The organism is Pedobacter sp. B4419, from assembly GCF_059693725.1.
On sequence record NZ_JCASSL010000001.1, the window covers coordinates 439,435 to 459,436 of the forward strand.

A 20,002-nucleotide genomic window follows, 5' to 3' on the forward strand; every position below is an offset into this window, starting at 1 on the left:
ATGGAAAACACAGTGAATAGTTTTGATACAGGGATTTTCCGCCATTTTATGTAGGTGTTTTAACATTAAGGTTCGTTCAGTAACCTACTTAAGTAAATTAACATTAAGGCATTTAGCTTCGTTAAGCAACACATTTACAACTAAGGGTATTTAAGTTATTTTTTATATTAATTTCTTCGTGATGAATAATAGATTAAATCTTATTTTTATTCCTAATGGTTTTAATTGTGCGGAGCGATGACGAAAAAAGATATTACAGATTTATCATACCAAATAACTGGTTGTGCCATTAAGGTTCATAAGGTGCTCGGGCCAGGGTTGCTTGAAAGCGTTTATGAGATGTGTTTACGTCATGAATTATTGAAGAATGGATTTAACGTAAAGCAACAATTAATTATTCCTGTGTTTTATGATAATATTCAATTAAATACAGAGTTCAAACTAGACCTGTTGGTAAATGATTCGGTCGTTGTTGAGCTAAAAACAGTTGAGCGTTTATTGCCAGTTCATGAAGCACAGATTTTAACTTATATGAAATTGCTGAAAGTACCCCAAGGCTTACTAATTAATTTTTTTACCGATAATATTACAAAATCAATGAAGCCTTTTGTAAATGAGTTTTTTAATTTGCTGGCTGATTAGATGTTTGCCTTAATTCCTTAATGTTGTAATAAATGGACAAAATAGATTTTAGAAGTGACACCGTAACCAAGCCAACGCCAGGTATGCTCGAGGCAATGATGAATGCCAAAGTTGGCGACGATGTTTTTGGCGAAGACGAAACGGTTAATGCATTAGAAGAAAAGCTGGCAACGATGTTCAACATGGAAGCGGCTTTGTTCTGCCCTTCGGGAACCATGAGCAACCAGATTGCGATCAAGTGCTTTACCCAACCAATGGACGAGGTAATCTGCGACCAAACGGCGCATGTGTATCGCTATGAAGGCGGTGGCATTGCCTATAATTCGATGGCTTCGGTACGTTTGCTCAATGGCGAAAGGGGCATTTTGACGCCAGAAATGATCGAACCAGAAATCAATGCTGATAATATCCATTATCCAAATTCTACTTTGGTTGTACTCGAAAACACGGTAAACAAAGGTGGAGGCAAGTGCTACACCCTCAAACAAATCGAACCTATCCATCATTTATGTGCCATTAAAGGCCTTAAACTGCATTTAGATGGTGCGCGTATTTTTAATGCCTTGGTAGCCACGGGCGATAAGGCAAAGGATTACGGACGTTATTTTGATGGCATTTCGGTTTGCCTTTCCAAAGGATTGGGCGCTCCGGTAGGCTCGGTATTGTTGAGTTCTAAAGCAACCATTAAAAAGGCAACCAAGATCAGGAAAGTGTTGGGTGGCGGTATGCGTCAGGCAGGTTTCTTGGCTGCTGCGGGCATTTATGCACTCGATCACCATGTAAACCGTTTGGCAGAAGACCATCAGCATGCAAAAGCATTAGCCGATGCCTTGCAACAAACCAATTATGTAGAATCTGTCATGCCAGTTGAAACCAATATCGTGCTTTTCGATGTGGCAAAAGGCCTAAAAGCAGATCAAGTGGTGAAGGCATTAGAAGGCAAAGGCATTTTATGTAACAGCACTTCCGACAAAACCATTAGATTTGTAACCCATTTAGATGTTTCTTCGGCGATGATTGATCAAGCGATAGATAGCATCAAGAATTTGCATTTATAATGATGTAAGAGGTAAGATGGAGGAGGATTGACGGTAAAGCTGATACTTTAAATGGACAAATTGTTGAATTGTTAGCTGGCAACTGGCAACTGAAAACTGGAAACTGGAAACTGATCGAAAGAGATTGCTTCTCCTGATAGAAAAATCGGTCTCGCAATGACGATTTGTTGAAAACTGATAACTAACAACTGCAAACTAACAACCAACAACTAAAAATTAATAACTAACAACTGCCAACTGTAAAACTGAATTGCTGGTTCGGATCTTGATACTCGATGCTAGCTATTTGATACTTATAACGTATGAACAAAATATTAGTGGCCAATCGTGGCGAAATTGCCTTGCGCGTAATGCGTTCGGCGAGAGAAATGGGCATCAAGACGGTGGCTGTGTTTTCGGAGGCAGATCGCGCTGCGTTACATGTACGTTATGCCGACGAAGCGATTTGCATTGGTCCGGCGCCCTCTAATCAATCGTACTTAATTGGCGAGAAAATTATCGAAGCCTGTAAGGCAACAGGTGCCCAAGCCATCCATCCGGGATACGGTTTCTTGTCTGAGAATGCCTCGTTTGCCCGAGCGGTAAAGGAAGCCGGATTGATTTTGATCGGTCCAACGCCAGAAGCGATGGAAATTATGGGCAATAAGCTATCGGCCAAGGCTGCAGCGCTTAAATACAATATTCCGATGGTTCCTGGAACCGAAGAAGCCATAACTGATATCGAAGAAGCCAAGCAACGTGCCATTGAAGTAGGATTTCCTATTTTGATTAAGGCGGCTGCAGGTGGTGGCGGCAAAGGAATGCGTATTGTAGAGCAGATGGCAGATTTCGATGAACAGATGCACCTGGCTGTGAGCGAAGCCACTTCGGCTTTTGGCGATGGCTCTGTCTTTATCGAAAGGTATGTAACCTCGCCACGCCATATCGAAATTCAGGTATTGGGCGATACCCATGGCAATATTGTACACTTATTCGAGCGCGAATGTTCGGTACAGCGTAGGCACCAAAAGGTGATTGAAGAAGCGCCATCGGCCGTGCTTACACCCGAAATTAGAGAAAAAATGGGCCGTTGCGCCGTTGATGTAGCCCGTTCGGTAAGTTATGTTGGGGCAGGAACCGTTGAGTTTATCTTAGATGAGAATCTCGATTTCTTCTTTTTAGAAATGAATACGCGTTTGCAGGTAGAACATCCGGTAACCGAAATGATTACTGGCTTAGACTTGGTAAAAGAGCAAATCAAAATAGCCAGGGGCGAAGCATTGAGCTTTAAGCAAGAAGACCTGAAAATTAATGGCCACGCTATGGAGTTAAGGGTTTATGCCGAAGATCCCTTGAATAATTTCTTGCCGGATATAGGCACTTTGCAAACCTATCGCACGCCAAAAGGCAATGGAGTTAGGGTTGATGATGGTTTTGAAGAGGGCATGGAAATCCCGATTTATTATGATCCTATGATCGCCAAATTGATTACTTACGGCAAGGATAGGGAAGAAGCCATCGAACGGATGATCCGAGCGATTGACGAATATGACATTACGGGCATACAAACTACCTTGGGCTTTGGTAAATTTGTAATGCAGCACGAAGCCTTTACTTCCGGTCAATTTGATACCCATTTTGTGGGCAAATATTTCAAGTCAGACAGCTTGAAAAGCGAAAACGAAGAAGAAGCCATGTTGGCGGCTTTAACGGCCATTAAAGTGTTGCAACAAGAAAAAACAGCCTTAAATCAGACTGCAGCAAGTCAACAGAGTCAAAGCAACTGGTTAAGGAACAGAAAAAATTAGCGTTACATAGAGATGTTTACCGGGATTATCGAAACCTTAGGGGAAGTTGAAAAAGTTGTTGCCGAAGGCAGTAATTTGCATTTTACCATTAAATCGGCCATTAGCCACGAATTTAAGATCGATCAGAGCATTGCCCATAACGGAGTTTGTTTAACGGTAGTTGCACTTGATGACCATTCGCACACGGTAACGGCTATCGAAGAAACCCTGAACAAAACCAGCTTGGGGAACTTGAAACTAGGCAACAAAGTAAATTTGGAGCGTTGTATGCAAATGAACGCACGTTTGGACGGCCATATTGTTCAGGGTCATGTAGACCAAACAGCCCAATGCATTTTGGTAAATGAATTAGACGGCAGTTGGGAATATCGATTTAAATATGACCAGGGTACAGGTAACGTAACAGTAGAAAAAGGCTCGATTTGTGTAAATGGAATTAGCCTTACTGTGGTTAATTCGGCAATTGACGAATTTTCTGTATTCATCATTCCTTATACCTTCGAACATACCAATCTCCAAGAAGTAAAGGTTGGCGATACGATTAACCTCGAATTTGATATCATTGGTAAATATGTTGCCCGCTTGATGGGCAAAGCCACTCATTAATGTACAGCAAGGAAGAAGCATCTAAAATCCGCCAATCTTTCTGGATTACCTTTGGCAAGTACATGAAGCCTATCCCATCGGCCGATGGCTTGCCAGTGAACTGGGTTAATTACAAAACGGGAGTCAAACACATTTTCTTCAGGTTGGATGCCGATAAACGCGGTGCCAGCATCGCTATTGAATTGACTCATCCCGATGTGGGGTTAAGAATGCTTTATTTTGAACAGTTCGAAGCCTTAAAAGCATTATTAACCGATGCACTTGGTGAAGAATGGGAATGGCAAGCTGATACTGTTAATGATTTTTATCAGCCATTAAGCCGAATTGTAAAAACCATGGATGGTGTAAGCATTTTTAAACAAGAAGATTGGCCCATGATCATTTCCTTCCTTAAGCCTCGCCTTATCGCACTCGATCAGTTTTGGAGTGATGTAAAACCTGTTTTCGAAGCCTTGTAAAAACTCATCATTGCGAGGGATGAAGCAAGCTCTATTTCGCTGCAGCCTCTTTCGGATTGTTTAAAGCCTCAATCCTTGATTTTACATAAATCAGCTGATCCTTCTCCTTTTCGGGATCTGGTTTGCTTTTTAGGTAAAGATTATAATAGCTCAATGCATTTTTAGGTTGTTTGAGGTTTAAATCGTACAACAAACCCATTCTGTAGTAAATGCTATTGCTCGTGTTAAAGGTAAGGCCTCTTTTATAAGCAGTTATGGCATTGGTGAACTGTTTCTTCTCTTCGTAAATGCCGGCTAAAGTGGCATAGTAGGCTGGCGTATTGGTTGAAATGCCTTCTTCGATCGTCTTTTTTGCATAGACGGCTGCCGTGTCGTAGTTCTTTAGCTCGCGGTAACTCAGAGTCATGTAATATAAGATGCTTTCGTTCTGGGCTCCCAAGCCTTCCAATAGTTTATAAAAGCTCAGGCATTTTTGGTAATCTTTTAAAAAGAAGTAGGCTTTTCCCATATCCTTTAATACATTGGCATCGGCACCGTTTTGTAGCAATTTTTGTCCTACAGCAATTACTTCCTTGTATTTGCCCAACTGGTTGGCTAAGGGCAATTGTGCCTGCTGGAGTATAAAATTGCCTGTATCTGCTGCAATAGCGATTTTCAATACATTATAGGCGGGTTCATATTGCTTTAGGTTGCGATAAACCGTAGCCAGATCATAAGCCACATCAGCGTCTGTTGCATTTAATGTATTGGCCTTTTTTAGATAAGCCAGTTTTACGTCGCTGCTATCTGCAAAACCCGCCAATTGTTTGTAGGCGTTAAAATTCAGGCTATCTAGCGAGATGATCTGTTCCAGGTAAGCTTTGGCTTTCACATTATTTCCTCGTCGGGAATTGATGTTGGTGAGGCTAAATAAAACAGGCAGGGTATTCGGCTGTATGGCATTGATCTTTAAATAATTCTTCTCGGCATCTGGCAGCTTTCCGGCCATCATATTGCAATAAGCCATTTGGCTCAGCGCCTTTACATCTTGGGTATCATCAGGGTAGATGCTTTGCAAATACTGGGCAGCTTCGGCATAACGTTGCGACTGGTAATACTCCAACAGTTTTTCCTTGTCGATATTTATAGTTTGAGCGTATAAATTTTTGCAACACAGCAAAACAAATAAAAAAGGAAGCCAGGTTTTCATGTCTAGTTAATTTTAAAACTAAAATATTAGTTATTTATTTAATCTCCAAATTTTTGAACCATTTATTGTTCGCTTTCAAACTTTTGGCAAGGTAATTGGTTCTATTAGGCGAAAACATATTGTAAAACCTTAATTAGAAAAGCATATGGATACCTTAAAGAAGTTTGAATTAATGGAAAAGATTGTAAGGGAATTAGAAGACTTGCAACACTCTCAGCAGGCCATCATCCAAAAAATTGGAAAGATTGAAGTAGACAATATAGAGTTAGGCGATAAAAAACTAGAAAAAGATTTGCCAGACATGCACCAAAGGGTAGCAGATAACTTAGATACGATTGTAGATATCTTGGCCTACTTTGCGGATAAGACCACTAATTTTGGTAACAAGAACAATGTTGATGCATTGAAAGAACAACAGGCCATAAACGAGGCCACGGGTCAGAAATAGAAAATAGAGGGCTCCAATTCGGAGCCCTTTTTATTTTGAAGTTGGCAAACTCAGACAAAACTTGGCGCCTTTGCCCGCTGTGCTGCTTACGGTGATATCCCCATCGTTGCGGATCATAAAATCCTTACAAACCATTAAGCCAATACCCGTTCCCTTTTCATTAAAAGTACCTCTGGTCGTAATATTTTCCCCTTTAAACAAACGGTCTAAGATGTTTTTAGGAATCCCAACGCCATTATCCTGGATGCAAACCAGCATGGTGCCATTTCGCTGGTAAACGGCCGTAATATGGATTTCACAGTTTTCGTGGCAAAACTTAATGGCATTATTTAAAATATTGCGCATCACGATCTGTATCATCAGCATATCTGCATAAACCATTTCGCCTGGAAACACATCATGAATAATTTTGATATGCTTCGTTGTCGCCGCTGGCAGATGGTAATTGATTTCGTTGATAATCAGGTTGCGCAAATTGAAAAACTCTTTTTTAATGCCAAAACCTTTCAACTGGCTTCTAGACCAGTGTAAAATATTTTCTAAGAGATCGGTAGTGTAAATAATATCCTTGCTCAATGTTGGCGAGATGCTTTTAAACTCATCTCTGGTAATTTGGTCGTTGCCTATCATCTTGAGCACCTCAGAAAGGTTAACCAAAGGACCGCGTAAATCGTGTGCGATAATAGAAAAGATCCTGTCTTTAAGCTGGTTTAGCTTTTCGAGTTCAATGGCCTGTTCCTTTGTACGTATGGCCTCTTTTTTGAAGTTGGTTAGGTCCTGAAGCTTAATAATGGTAAAATCGCTGTTGATTTTATTGTCTGTTAAAAAAAGGACATCGGCTTCCAGGTAGAGCACTTTGTTCTGTTGATTTACATGTAGTTCTATCTTGCCCGATTGATGGTTGTTGATCTTTTCGAAGAAATCAGACTGGTTGGGAAATATTTTTTCGAGCGGCGTTCCAATAATTTTTTGATCCTTGGCTATAGAAATGTATTTTTTGATGGATTTATTGTAATCGATAATCCGGTTTTGCCGATCAAGCACAAAAAAGCCATCCTGCATCAGTTCCAATACTTTTTCGCGAGCAATCGGAATAATATCGAATAGCTTGAAGCGATAAATGCCAATCAGGATAAAAAAGGAAGTAATGATAAAGGCAAAAGGAGTAACATCTAGGTGCAGGAGCGGCCTAAAGCCAAGCAAATAGCTCATATTGGCCAACCAGGGTATAAAGGCCGCAATAACAATGCTATAGTTTTGCTTTTTATAAATAGGATCTGCGGTTCTGAACTTCATTAAAATGAGGTAGCAGCCACAGGCCAACAATAGATAAAAGTAAACGGTAAAGATATGGTACCAAACACCTGGGGTAATAGAAACCATCGGAAACGGGCCATCGTAAGCCATTTCGATTTTTTTGTAGTGCAGGTGATGGTAGCTGTTGGTCCACACCATAAGTATGGTCACAATGGGCGCAATAAGAATGAGCGTAAGGTTGACTGGTTTTTTGTACCAGCACTCCTTATTGCAAAAACTGAGGCAAAACAGAAACCAGTTTAGGGGTAAGGTGGCAATGCCAATGTATTCGATGTTAATTAAAAACTTGATCTGGTTTGGTGTGTGACTGGCCAACTCTAATCCATAGGCGATAGACCATATGGCATTGGAGAGCATCATCATGGAAAACCATTTTACAGCTTCTCCACCTCTTTTGTAAATGTAATTAGATAAAACTATAGTCGCACTGCCACAAGCCAGTAAAACAACAGCGTAAACATTAAACGTAAACTCCATCTAGAGAGAGAAAATACTCAAAACCAAACACTTCTATATTAATAAATGTTACTTATAAAACTACAAAATTTAGCTTTCAAATTAAAATATTATCTTTACGTTATAACAATGAAAACCCCAGAATGATCATGAAAAAGATTAGCCTATTACTTATACTGCTTTGCACAAGCGTTTTTGCTTTTAGCCAAGTAGTGCCCTCTTTCCAGTTTGGACTAAAAGGAGGGGTGAACCTTTCAAAATTTAATACTTCGAATACCTTTAGCAGCGACAATCGCGCGGGTTATTTTGTAGGTGCTTGGGCCCGTATTGGCGCAGCAGGCTTACACTTGCAGCCAGAGCTTTACCTATCTGGCAAAAACACTTCTTTGCAAAATGCAGCAGGCCAAGAAAACAAGGTGAAATTTACCAGTTTAGACGTGCCTATTTTGGTGGGTACTAAATTTGGTGCAGCAGGTGTTGGATTAAGACTAAACACTGGTCCGGTTGTGTCATTTTTGCTAGACAAAGACCAAAATTTTTCACAGGCCGCTTCTGCAGCTTTTAATGGTAAATTTAAAGACCAGGCATTTGCTTGGCAATTTGGTGCCGGTGTAGATATTGGTAGCCTAGGCGTTGATTTAAGATACGAATTGGGCCTTTCTAAGCTTAATTCTGGCGGCTATACCGAGTCTACAAAACTGAACCTTTTTACCTTGGGCTTAGCCTATAAATTGTTTTAGAAAAATCATCTTTTCTAATCAGTAAAAAATGGATGGACTTTATTGGTTCATCCATTTTTTTTGGCAATAAAATTGATATGGATTTGCTAATCATAACCTAACCTTTATTGCCATGAATTTAAAAGAACTATTATTAAATGGTCAGAGCTTTTTGGCGCTGTTAAAAGAGTTTGCAATCGAAGCAAATGACTTCGTTATTCAAGATGAAGCCATGATTACGGGCGACCAAAATTTAGCACAGCGAGAGATCGTAAAAGAAACCATCTGTATCGAAGGAAAGAATAAAGACGGGATCTTTAATTTCTTTGGCACCTTGCACCTTAACCTTTTAAATAAATTGGCAGTTTTCGAAATGCAGGGTTTTGAGCAAGTAGGTTTGCGCACCAATTAGGCTTTGCCTTCTTCTTTTACTACGGCTGTAATCTCGTAAAGATAGGCGCCTTTTATCGGCCTGATTGGCCTTTGGCTGGCATCGCTCAATACTTTCACAAAGCAGGCGCCAAAATAAAAGATAAAAGAAGAATAAAATACAAAGAGCATAATCAATACAATGGAGCCTGAGGCGCCGTAGATATTGCCAATATTGCTCAATGGAAGCATAATACGCAAGATAAACTTACCCAGCGTAAACAAAATTCCGGTTAATAGCCCTCCGCGGATGGAGGTTTTCCAACTTGGCCGGCCATTGGTCAAAAACCTGAACAATACCGTAAACCATGCGGTAACAATAGCTACAAAAAGAAGCTGATTGAGAATGGAAAGAAAAATCTTTCCAAAAGTAGGAGCTGCGGTGTTGATATAAGCAGCAATAAATGCCTGCACGCTATCTGTCAACAATCCCACAAAGAATAAGATTCCTGCCAAAAGGATAATCACCATGGAACGGGCTCTCAATTTTAAGTTGAACATAATGCCGATCTTTTCGTTCACGCCGATTTGCCAAATCTGGTCCATCGAATTTTTGATGACATTAAATAAAGTAGTGGCCACAAAGATAAAGAAGACAAAGCTCAGGATGGTGGCCCACCAATTGTGATCGATCCCCCTGATATTCCTTAATGTTTGCCTGATCTGTGCCGTACTGCTATCGTCTAAAATGCTGGCCAGCCTTTCAAATATCTGTGTCGCTAATAGTTTTCTGTCGACAAAAAAGCCAAAAAGCCTAATCAAAATGAGAAGTATTGGCGGCAGGGCAAAATTGGCAAAAAAGGCTGTGGCGCCGGCTAAGCGTAGCGGATCGTTCTTTCTGAACAGCTTAAAGGCCATTTTAAAATGCTTAAAAAATAATTTCGACCTCTTTGCTGTAATTGCTAACATCTCTGGAATTTACCCTAGGTTCAAAAATAGCAAAATTATGGTAGCTGTAACGTTTTTGAATTAATTTTTGCCACACTGTTAAACAATGGAGAAAAAAATTAAATTTACTGGCATTAATTTTTTAAAACATCCTCCATGAAAAACTACCTATTTGTGCTGTTGTTCTGTTGCACATCCCCTTTTTGGGCCAAGGCCCAACATACGACCGGCAAAAACAGCTGGAATGCCGATTCGCTTGGCAACCAGCGCGCATTGGTCAGCTTTGCCGGTGCCGGAAAAATTGCAAAAGTAAATATCGAATGGCGCCGTAGCGATCCCAATCCAGAAGAGAAGGCAATTATCGTACAAGATGCCAAAACAGGGAAAAAAATAGAAAACATCTTGCCACTTTCGTTAAGCAAGGAACGTGGCATTATTTGCTTCGAACCTACCAGTGGCGCAGGAACTTACTATATTTATTACCAGCCCTATAAAAATGAAGGCCGGTCTAATTATCCAAAGGGAGTTTATCCAAAACAAGGCAAGCTGCCCAACTGGATCGCTAAAAAGGATGCAGACCTCATGCCTGTAAATACCAAAGTATTGCAACTGGAGTCGGTGAATGCATTTAACAGCGTTTATCCGATGGAAGTAATTGCAACCAGTGCCGAAGTAGCCAAGCTGAAGGCACAACATGCCGAACCCGCTTATTTGGTTTTTCCCGAAAGCAGGTTGTTTCCTATCGTGATGAAAAACGATATTCCGCAACGTTGGGTTGCTAAAGGACCGCAAAAAACATTTGCCGATATGGCTTTAAGAGGCGAAAACTTCTCTTTTCAATTGGGGATTTATGCCTTAAAAGACCTGCAGAATGTGAAGCTGAAATTTAGTGATCTCAAGGACAAAGCTGGGAATAAAATTGCATCCCAACTTATTTCATGCCTAAATACAAATGGCACCACTTATGATGGCAAGGCTTTTAGTAAAGAAGTTGATGTGCCTCAAGACCAGGTTCAGGCCTTATGGTGCCTGCTAACCGTGCCTAGCACAGCCAAAGCCGGAACTTATAATGGTACCGTAGAAGTTGCCGTAGCTAATGCACCTTCGCAAAGCATTCGTATCAGCTTAAAGGTTGATGCCCGCCTAAGCAAGGAAAATGGCATCAACGAACCTTGGAAACAAACCCGTCTCACTTGGCTCAACTCCACCTTGGCCCAAAGCAATACGGTTATTGCGCCATATACCCCTTTACAAGTGCAAGGCACAAGCATTAGTTTATTAGGCAGAAAAGTAGAGCTGGATAAAAATGGTTTTCCTAAACAGATCCAAACCTTTTTTAGTCCGGAGATGACAGAAATTACGAGCATCCCAAATAATCTGTTGGCAGAAAATATCCACTTCCACTTTGTGCGCAAAGCTGATGGCAAAAACGTTAAACTGAATGATAGTGGCGTAGAGTTTACCAAAAAGGAAGCCGGAACCGTACAATGGAAAGCCAAAAGTACCAACGATAGCTTGCAAATGGATATTACGGGCAGCTTGGAATTTGATGGATTTATGTCGTACACCGTAAAAGTTACCGCCTTGAAAGACATCGACCTGAAAGATGTGACTATGCATATTCCGTTTAACAAAACCGCGGCTAGCTATTTAATGGGTTTCGGTCAAAAAGGTGGCGAGCGTCCTGAAAAATTCGAATGGAAATGGGACGTTGCCAATAAAAACCAAGATGGCGCCTGGCTGGGCAATGTAAACGCAGGCTTGCAATATTCGTTGCGCGATGAAAAATACATCCGTCCGTTAAACACCAATTTCTACCTACAGAAACCTTTGTTATTGCCTACTTCTTGGGGCAATGGCGATAAAGGTGGCGTAAGCATTGGCATTAAAGGCAGTTCGATGCTGGCCAATAACTATACTGGGGAAAGGGAAATGAAAAAGGGCGAAGTACAGCACTATAACTTCACGCTTTTGATTACGCCATTTCATACGATCGATACAGATTTTCAGTGGGAAAACCGTTTTTATCACAAATACAGCAGTATCGATAGCATTAAGGCAACAGGGGCAACAGTGGTGAATATCCATCATGCCACACCGATCAATCCTTGGATCAACTATCCATTTATTGAGCATGCCAAAATGAAAAGCTATATCGATGAGGCGCATAGCAAAGGCCTGAAAGTGAAAATCTATAATACCGTTCGCGAGCTGTCAAACCGTGCCTACGAAACTTTCCCAATGCGCAGCTTGGGACACGAAATTTACTCGCCTGGTAAAGGCGGTGGTTTTTCTTGGTTGCAGGAACATGTTAAAGACGATTATATCGCTGCTTGGTTTGTGCCTGAAATCAAAGACGCAGCGATTGTAAACAGTGGCATGAGCCGTTGGCACAACTATTATGTGGAAGGGATGAATTGGCTGACTAAAAACGTAGGGATTGATGGTATTTATTTGGATGATGTGGCTTTTGACCGCATTACGATGAAACGTATCAAGCGTGTACTTACGCAAAACGGGCATCCAGGTATTATCGATCTACATTCGGCCAACCAATATAACAAGAGCGATGGTTTTAACAACAGTGCCAATCTATACATGGAGCACTTCCCGTATTTAAACAGGTTGTGGTTTGGCGAATACTTTGACTATGAAAAGAACAAGCCTGATTTCTTCTTAACCGAGGTAAGCGGTATTCCTTTTGGCTTGATGGGCGAAATGTTGCAAGATGGCGGAAACCAATGGAGAGGCATGATTTATGGAATGACCAACCGTTTGCCATGGTCGGGTAACAATGATCCGAGACCGATTTGGAAAGTTTGGGACAGCTTCGGCATGAAAGGGACGAAAATGGTTGGATATTGGTCGGAGAACTGTCCGGTTAAAACCAGCAACCCTGCTGTATTGGCTACGGTTTACAAGAAACCTGGCGCGGCTTTGGTAGCTATTGCAAGCTGGGCAGCTAACGATGCCAAGGTTGGCTTAACAATCGACTGGAATAAGTTAGGGATCGATCCAACCAAAGCCAGCATCAGCGCACCTGCTGTAGAAAATTTTCAGGAAGCCTTGCAACTCAATGCACAAAGTGAAATTACCATTCCAAAAGGAAAGGGAATGTTGTTGATAATCAAACAGAAATAGTATAGATTTATACAATCTATGAAAAAGCAATTACTCCTAATGCTGTTTGGCTTATTGCCCTACATTTGTTTTGCCCAACAAAATATTTATGTAGCAACAACTGGTAGCGACAATAATGCCGGTACTTTGGCCAAACCCGTAAAAACCTTAAATGCTGCCTTGATTAAAGCCAAAGCATTTAAAAAAGAAGAAGTGAATATTCTCTTTAGAAACGGAACTTATGTGTTTGATCAAACCATATCCATTTTGGCTGGCAGTTTTACGGCGCGCTCGCTACAAATCAAGCCCTATCAAAATGAAAAAGTCGTTTTTAGTGGCGGGAAAAAAATAAGCCTCAAATGGACGCCTTACCAGAACGGGATTTATAAAGCCAGTTTAAATTTGGCAGCAAATCCGGACCGGTTGTTTCTGAACGGCAAGGCCTTACCAATGGCCCGCTATCCTAATTTTTATGCGAAGGCAAAGATTTTTAATGGAACTGCAGCAGATGCATTATCCAAAGAAAAAATTGCTGGATGGAAAAACCCTAAGGGTGGCTTTATCCATGCCTTGCATACCGGCGAGTGGGGGGGATTTCATTACCTGATTATTGGTAAATCTGGAGAAAAGCTTGATTATGTTGGCGGATGGCAGAACAACCGTCCATCGCCGATGCACAAGGAACATCGTTTTGTAGAAAATATATTCGAAGAACTGGATGCGCCTAATGAATGGTTTTATAATCAGGCTGAGCAGACAATCTATTGCTATCCTCCAAAAAACATCGATTTAGACAAGGCTAATTTTACGATCAGTAGCTTAACTGATTTGATCCATATTGTGGGAAGCGAACAAAATCCGGTTCAAAACATTACGATTGCCGGAATAGACTTTACCCAAACGGCCAGAAGTTTTATGCTCACCAAAGAGCCTTTGTTGCGGAGCGATTGGACAATTTATAGGGGTGGTGCGATCTTATTGGAAGGTACAACGAACATCGATATCGCTAATTGCAATTTTTATGAATTGGGAGGCAATGCCATTTTCTTAAGCAATTACAATAAAAACAATAGCATCAAGGACAATCATATTTATAACATTGGAGCAAGTGCCATTGCTTTTGTGGGCGATCCGGCTGCGGTAAGATCACCAGCTTTTAGGTACGAAAACGCAGTACCCTTTACAGAAATGGATTTTGCGAAAGGGCCAAAAAACAATAATTATCCACAATATTGTACAGCAAGTGGCAACCTGATCCATCATATTGGATTGGTGGAAAAACAGGTAGCTGGTACCGAAATTTCGATGTCGGCACACCTTAAAATTAGCCATAACACTATTTATAATGTTCCAAGAGCGGGGATAAATGTAAGCGAAGGTACATGGGGCGGACATGTCATCGAGTTTAACGACGTGTTTAATACGGTACTCGAAACCGGCGATCATGGAGCTTTCAATTCATGGGGTCGAGATAGGTTTTGGTTGCCTAGCCGTAAGGTAGTTGATAGCATTGTGGCGGCAAGGCCTGGTATAGAAAATCTGGATGTTATTGATCCTATTCTTTTGCGCAATAACCGTTTTCATTGCGAACACGGCTGGGATATTGATTTAGACGATGGAAGCAGCAATTACCTGATCTATAACAATGTGTGCCTAAATGGAGGTTTGAAGCTGAGAGAAGGCTATCATCGTACAGTGACCAATAACATCATTGTCAATAATACCTTTCATCCGCATGTTTGGCTACGTAACAGTGGCGATGTTTTTACACATAATATTGTAGCTAAACCTTATGCGCCAATAGGCATGAATACTTGGGGGAAAGAAATAGATTCTAATTTTTTCCTTTCGCCTGTAGCCTTGCAAAAAGCGCAACAATTAGGGCTAGATAAAAACAGTACAGCCGGCAATGCCGATTTTGTAAACGAAGCCGAAGGCAATTATAAGTTATCACCAAGTTCGGCTGCTTTAAAGGCTGGCTTTAAAAATTTTGAAATGGATTTTGGCGTTACTTCTCCAGCATTAAAGCAACTGGTACCAAAGGTTAAAGCCAGTCTTTCAAGTCAAACTTTTGAACAAACAGGAACGATGCGTTTTGATTGGCTAGGTGCTGCTTTCAAGAATATTGAAACCTTGGGCGAACGTTCTTCGGCAGGTCTGCCCGATATGAAGGGAGCTTTGCTCATTTTGCTTAAACAATCTTCTTTGGCAGCAAAAGTAGGCCTGCAGCAAGGCGATGTAATTATCGGCTTGGAAAAGGAAAAGGTCAATTCGATCAGCGATTTATCGAAGCTGAGCCAGAAATATAAAAGCTCAACTCAACTACAGCTGACTTTAATTCGAGACCAGCAAGAAAAAGTGATAACGATCAATATTAAATAACAAAGGGGCGAAAATTTTCGCCCCTTTGTAATAATCATTAAAATTTTTTATTCTTGTTATAAAGATCATCGGGTTTTTTGGATTTGATGACAATTCCATAAAGCTTGTGATTGACCTTGTATTTTTCTTGTAATTGTTCTTTATTAAGGATGCTTAAACTGATAAAGAGCTCATCGTCAATCATTCCTAAATTACCATCATAATTACCCGTTTGCACTTTGTCATTAACAATATATATAAAATCGTTGTCACTATCGTTTTGTGAATATAAACGATCAAATTCAGATGACTTTTTTCTGAAATAAGCAATAAATTTCTTTCTAGTAAATGGTCTTGTTTCAACAATTACAGCACCATCCTTAGCTTCTATTCCATATTTGTCAACGGCTTCTTTAGCATATAACATCTGCAAATAAGTTACATCGGCCGAATTTTGGTTGTGAAGTTCATCCTTTTGCACTCGTACACTGTCAATAATGTAAATCGGATTCGGTCCTAATTTTTTGACAGCTTTTTCTGGCGATTTTTGTGCCTTGACTTGAAACGAAACAATTAAAAACAAACAGCTTAGAAAAGTCCTAAATAAATAATTAATCATGAGGAGTTTTTTAGGTTAAAGATAATGTATTTGATGCTATTTCCTTTCATCTTGCCAAACCAGCCTTTCATTTGTGCGTTTTTCGGCAAAATCAGTACATTTTCCATCGCCTCTGCCTGTAAAGCCACCATCTGGGTTGCAGATCAGCTTACAATTGCTGTCGTACAACGAACTGGGTATATCGCAGCAGCGTGCAGGAATGTAGTAAACCTTCTGGCCATTGTAATCGTATTCATACACTTTGGCAGGTGGGTTCCAAACATCCTCGGCCTTGATGGCTTCTATTTTTTTGAGGATACACTCTGGAGCGCTTACATTCAGGTCTTCTTTTTTACACGTACTTGCTTGTGCAACCAGCACAATTGCAAATACTAATTTTAAGGCATTTAACATAAGCTTTATTTTATAGGGATTAAAGGTTGCCTCTTAACTCTTGTTCGCGTTCTAAAGATTCGAAAAGGGCCTTGAAATTACCTGCACCAAATGATTGTGCGCCTTTTCTTTGAATAATTTCGAAGAAAAGCGTCGGGCGGTCTTCAACAGGTTTGGTAAAGATCTGTAAAAGATAACCTTCTTCATCGCAATCTACCAAAATACCCAATCCTTTTAGCAACGCTATTTCCTCATCAATTTCGCCAACACGGTTAGGCATCATTTCATAATAGGCTTCTGGCGGTGCGCTTAAAAATTCAACGCCACGCGCTTTTAGTTCGGTTACCGTTTTTACGATGTCTTTAGTTGCAACTGCGATATGCTGTACGCCTTCACCCTCGTAAAACTCCAGGTATTCTTCAATCTGCGATTTCTTTTTGCCTTCTGCAGGCTCATTGATCGGGAATTTAGAAAAACCGTTGCCATTGCTCATTACCTTGCTCATTAGGGCAGAATACTCGGTATTGATCTGTTTATCGTCGAAAGAAAGAATGTTTACAAAGCCCATTACTTCTTCGTACCATTTTACGGTTTCGTTCATGCGGTTCCAGCCTACGTTGCCTACACAATGATCGATATATAATAGTCCGGCATCGCTAGGATTGTATTCGCTTTTCCATTCCCGGTAGCCAGGCATGAATATGCCTTTATAGTTTTTGCGCTCAATAAACATATGGATGGTTTCGCCATAGGTATAGATCCCCGACATTTTTACTTCTCCATGCTCATCGCTTAACGTTTGAGGCACCAAATAAGGCTTTCCGCCACGTTTGGTAGTTTCTTCAAACGCGCTGTAGGCATCATCAACCCATAAAGCCAGTACTTTAACACCATCACCATGCTTCTTTACGTGCTCGGCAATAAGGCTGTCTGATTTTAAGGCAGTAGTTAGGATCAGCCTGATTTTTCCCTGTTGCAAAACATAGGAAGCACGGTCGCGAACCCCGGTTTCTGGTCCGGCATAGGCCAACGATTGAAAGCCAAAAGCCGTTTTATAATAATGGGCAGCCTGTTTGGCATTGCCTACATAAAATTCTATATAATCAGTTCCGTTAATGGGAAGGAAATCTTGTGCCTTCGCTATTTTCTCTGCAAATGTTTGTGTGCTCATTGTTTTGTTGTTTTACTGGTCCGAAAGTCGGAAAAGTCCGAAGTCGGATGTTGTTTTTTATTAGTTAGCAAAATCGATGTCTGGAAATCGGAAAAGACATATTCTAATTGCCTAACTTCTGACCTCCGACTAAAGACTCCGGACTTATTCTACGTTAATCTGCCAGCTTTTGTGATAGCTTTCGTCTTCAATCGCTACGGCATCTTCCGTAAGCATCAAAGGTCTAAAAGGATCTATCATTACAGCCAGTTCTTCCGTTTTTTCCTTTCCAATTGATTTTTCTACGGTTCCAGGGTGTGGTCCGTGCGGAATACCACCCGGGTGTAGGGTGATTTGGCCTTTCACCACACTTTTTCTGCTCATAAAATCGCCATCTACATAATAAAGCACCTCATCGCTGTCTACGTTGCTATGGTTGTAAGGTGCCGGAATAGAAAGCGGGTGGTAATCGTATTTGCGCGGTACAAAAGAACAAACCACAAAATTATGGCCTTCGAAAGTTTGATGTACCGGTGGTGGCTGGTGCAAACGACCGGTTATAGGTTCGAAATCGTGGATAGAGAATGCCCAAGGGTAGTGGAAGCCATCCCAGCCCACAAAATCGAAGGGATGCGTTCCGTACACATAAGGATACATTATTCCCTGTTTTTTGATCAACACCTTAAAATCGCCAAATTGGTCTATGGTTTCAAGGTTTTGCGGACGTCTGATATCTCTTTCGCAATAAGGAGAATGCTCTTCCAGCTGTCCAAATTGGTTACGGTAACGTTTTGGCGTTCTGATCGGACTAAAGCTCTCGATGATAAAGAGCCTATTGTTCTCATTGTCAAATTCGAGCTGATATATGGTGCCTCGCGGAATAACCAAATAATCGCCGTATTGGAATTTGATCTGACCAAATCCGGTTTTCAAGGTTCCAGATCCTTCGTGGATAAAAACCACTTCGTCTGCCTGGCTATTTTTATAAAAATAATCCGTCATCGACTGGCGAGGAGCAGCCAAGGAAATGTGCAGGTCGCTATTTACCAATACCGGCTTTCTGCTTTTCAGGTAGTCGTCTTCAGGTTTGATGTTAAAGCCGATGAGGCTGGTATGGCGCAGGTGTTTTTCGCGGGCAATTTTAGGCTCTACCGAATAAGGTTCGCCTAACGATTTTACAATAGTAGGCGGATGGCAATGATAAACCAAGGAATAAAGACTTGAAAAGCCTTCTGTCGAAACCAGTTCTTCAGCGTAGAGATCGCCATCGGGTTTGCGAAAAACCGTATGTCTTTTAGCTGGAATGGTTCCTAAAGTATGGTAAATTGGCATAACGTTAGGTGTATTTGGTTAGAATGTAATTATATAACGATAAAAACGATAAAACGTTTTTGATAGGCGCTCAGAACAAGTGGCTTATAAAGAATATTGCGCGAAAATGATTTTAGAAAGCATGGCATACCTAAAGCTGGCAAGCACTTCGTTTGCATGGCAATTTTGATATGTACAACTGCTAATCATTTGCTTACTAAGGTAGGTATTTTAGTTAAAATATAAAAATAAGCAGGTTAAGCTTTTATTAAGTGGGCATTATGGATAACAATTTCAAAATTTCTTTGTTAATTTAATCGATGGCAAATCCAACCCCAGATCTTAGAGAACTAGAAAAACAATTAGTGGCCGCAACAGCCGTTAAAATGGTTAAAAATAACGACGTAGTTGGTTTAGGTACGGGCTCTACCGCTAATTTTGCATTGATAGAATTGGCAGCGCGGATTAAAGCGGGACTAACGATTAAAGGAGTTCCAAGTTCGCTAAAAACAGAAGAACAGGCCAAAGCCTTGGGCATTCCGTTGTTGCCATTGGGCGAAGTAAGCCGAATAGATATCAGTATTGATGGCGCCGATGAATTTACCGAAAGCCTAGAACTGATTAAAGGTGGAGGAGGTGCTTTGTTTAGGGAAAAGATCGTGGCCTCGTTGAGCAAAAACCGAGTAGTTATTGTCGATTCCTCGAAAAAAGTAGATCGATTAGGTGCTTTTAAGGTTCCAGTTGAACTAGCTCCATTTGCTTGTCAATATGTGACTGATCAGCTGGAGATATTGGGCGGAAAAGCCACTTTAAGGCAAAAAGAAAATACTTTATTTATTACAGACAATGGCAACTATATCGCAGATGTTGATTTTGGTCTGATTGATGATCCAGCAGGATTGGCGATGAAATTGAACCAAATTGAAGGTGTTTTGGCGCATGGATTGTTTATCGGCCTTGCCACTACAGTACTCATGTCTGAAGATGGAGACATCGTTACTTTTAATAAAAATCAAAATAATTCATAATCAGTATATCTTTTAAAATCTTAACCCGAGGCGTTGTACAGGTT

At 40.8% G+C, this 20,002-nt stretch carries 18 protein-coding genes; 11 read left to right on the forward strand and 7 right to left on the reverse strand.

Annotation, left to right across the window (positions count from 1 at the left end):
* Positions 1–237 precede the first annotated feature (237 nt).
* From AC570H_RS01715 to AC570H_RS01735, 5 genes are all read left to right on the forward strand, one after another.
* Positions 238–642, forward strand: a complete 405-nt coding sequence (locus AC570H_RS01715; RefSeq protein WP_497351066.1) for a GxxExxY protein — start codon at positions 238–240, stop codon at positions 640–642.
* A 32-nt stretch (positions 643–674) separates the two neighbouring features.
* The gene (locus tag AC570H_RS01720; protein WP_497351068.1) at positions 675–1,700 is read left to right on the forward strand and encodes a threonine aldolase family protein; all 1,026 of its coding nucleotides are present in this window, start codon (positions 675–677) and stop codon (positions 1,698–1,700) included.
* A gap of 302 nt (positions 1,701–2,002) precedes the next feature.
* Complete coding sequence (gene accC, locus AC570H_RS01725; RefSeq protein WP_497351070.1) at positions 2,003–3,487, forward strand: acetyl-CoA carboxylase biotin carboxylase subunit; 1,485 nt, start codon at positions 2,003–2,005, stop codon at positions 3,485–3,487.
* A gap of 12 nt (positions 3,488–3,499) precedes the next feature.
* Positions 3,500–4,093, forward strand: coding sequence for a riboflavin synthase (locus tag AC570H_RS01730; protein WP_497351072.1), 594 nt, complete (start codon positions 3,500–3,502; stop codon positions 4,091–4,093).
* Positions 4,093–4,551 carry a DUF4268 domain-containing protein gene (locus AC570H_RS01735; protein ID WP_497351074.1) on the forward strand — a complete coding sequence of 153 codons (459 nt, stop codon included), beginning with the start codon at positions 4,093–4,095 and terminating at the stop codon, positions 4,549–4,551. The genes AC570H_RS01730 and AC570H_RS01735 overlap by 1 nt, the downstream gene beginning before the upstream one ends.
* A gap of 31 nt (positions 4,552–4,582) precedes the next feature.
* Here the strand turns inward: AC570H_RS01735 and AC570H_RS01740 are convergent, their stop codons facing one another.
* Entirely contained in the window at positions 4,583–5,740 is a 1,158-nt protein-coding gene (locus AC570H_RS01740; RefSeq protein ID WP_497351076.1) for a tetratricopeptide repeat protein, read from the reverse strand.
* A 145-nt stretch (positions 5,741–5,885) separates the two neighbouring features.
* Here AC570H_RS01740 and AC570H_RS01745 point away from each other — a divergent pair, with 145 nt between their 5' ends.
* On the forward strand, positions 5,886–6,188 hold the full coding sequence (locus AC570H_RS01745; protein WP_497351078.1) for a hypothetical protein: 303 nt from the start codon (positions 5,886–5,888) through the stop codon (positions 6,186–6,188).
* Positions 6,189–6,218: 30 nt separating this feature from the next.
* Here the strand turns inward: AC570H_RS01745 and AC570H_RS01750 are convergent, their stop codons facing one another.
* A complete protein-coding gene (locus AC570H_RS01750; RefSeq protein ID WP_497351080.1) occupies positions 6,219–7,982 on the reverse strand; it encodes a sensor histidine kinase in 1,764 nt (587 codons plus the stop codon).
* A 128-nt stretch (positions 7,983–8,110) separates the two neighbouring features.
* On the opposite strand from AC570H_RS01750, the gene AC570H_RS01755 reads away from it, so the two are divergent.
* Both AC570H_RS01755 and AC570H_RS01760 read left to right on the forward strand, forming a co-directional pair.
* Positions 8,111–8,701, forward strand: a complete 591-nt coding sequence (locus AC570H_RS01755) for a porin family protein (RefSeq protein WP_497351082.1) — start codon at positions 8,111–8,113, stop codon at positions 8,699–8,701.
* 112 nt (positions 8,702–8,813) lie between these two features.
* On the forward strand, positions 8,814–9,092 hold the full coding sequence (locus AC570H_RS01760; protein WP_497351084.1) for a hypothetical protein: 279 nt from the start codon (positions 8,814–8,816) through the stop codon (positions 9,090–9,092).
* Here the strand turns inward: AC570H_RS01760 and AC570H_RS01765 are convergent.
* Positions 9,089–9,967 carry a YihY/virulence factor BrkB family protein gene (locus AC570H_RS01765; protein ID WP_497351086.1) on the reverse strand — a complete coding sequence of 293 codons (879 nt, stop codon included), beginning with the start codon at positions 9,965–9,967 and terminating at the stop codon, positions 9,089–9,091. The two genes, AC570H_RS01760 and AC570H_RS01765, sit on opposite strands and share 4 nt — an antisense overlap.
* A 186-nt stretch (positions 9,968–10,153) precedes the next feature.
* Between AC570H_RS01765 and AC570H_RS01770 the strand changes: the two genes are divergently transcribed.
* Together AC570H_RS01770 and AC570H_RS01775 are read left to right on the forward strand one after the other, a co-directional pair.
* Positions 10,154–13,138, forward strand: a complete 2,985-nt coding sequence (locus AC570H_RS01770; protein ID WP_497351088.1) for a glycoside hydrolase domain-containing protein — start codon at positions 10,154–10,156, stop codon at positions 13,136–13,138.
* An 18-nt stretch (positions 13,139–13,156) separates the two neighbouring features.
* On the forward strand, positions 13,157–15,499 hold the full coding sequence (locus AC570H_RS01775) for a right-handed parallel beta-helix repeat-containing protein (RefSeq protein WP_497351090.1): 2,343 nt from the start codon (positions 13,157–13,159) through the stop codon (positions 15,497–15,499).
* Positions 15,500–15,536: 37 nt separating this feature from the next.
* On the opposite strand, the gene AC570H_RS01780 is transcribed toward AC570H_RS01775, so the two are convergent.
* The 4 genes from AC570H_RS01780 to AC570H_RS01795 form a co-directional block, all read right to left on the reverse strand.
* Positions 15,537–16,097 carry a hypothetical protein gene (locus AC570H_RS01780; RefSeq protein WP_497351092.1) on the reverse strand — a complete coding sequence of 187 codons (561 nt, stop codon included), beginning with the start codon at positions 16,095–16,097 and terminating at the stop codon, positions 15,537–15,539.
* Positions 16,098–16,133: 36 nt separating this feature from the next.
* On the reverse strand, positions 16,134–16,490 hold the full coding sequence (locus AC570H_RS01785) for a DUF6970 domain-containing protein (protein ID WP_497351094.1): 357 nt from the start codon (positions 16,488–16,490) through the stop codon (positions 16,134–16,136).
* A 19-nt stretch (positions 16,491–16,509) separates the two neighbouring features.
* Positions 16,510–17,640: a 4-hydroxyphenylpyruvate dioxygenase gene (gene hppD, locus AC570H_RS01790; RefSeq protein ID WP_497351096.1), complete on the reverse strand. Its 1,131-nt coding sequence runs from the start codon at positions 17,638–17,640 to the stop codon at positions 16,510–16,512.
* A 144-nt stretch (positions 17,641–17,784) separates the two neighbouring features.
* Positions 17,785–18,951, reverse strand: coding sequence for a homogentisate 1,2-dioxygenase (locus AC570H_RS01795; protein ID WP_497351098.1), 1,167 nt, complete (start codon positions 18,949–18,951; stop codon positions 17,785–17,787).
* A 299-nt stretch (positions 18,952–19,250) separates the two neighbouring features.
* Here AC570H_RS01795 and rpiA point away from each other — a divergent pair, with 299 nt between their 5' ends.
* Entirely contained in the window at positions 19,251–19,958 is a 708-nt protein-coding gene (rpiA, locus tag AC570H_RS01800; protein ID WP_497351100.1) for a ribose-5-phosphate isomerase RpiA, read from the forward strand.
* Positions 19,959–20,002 lie beyond the last annotated feature (44 nt).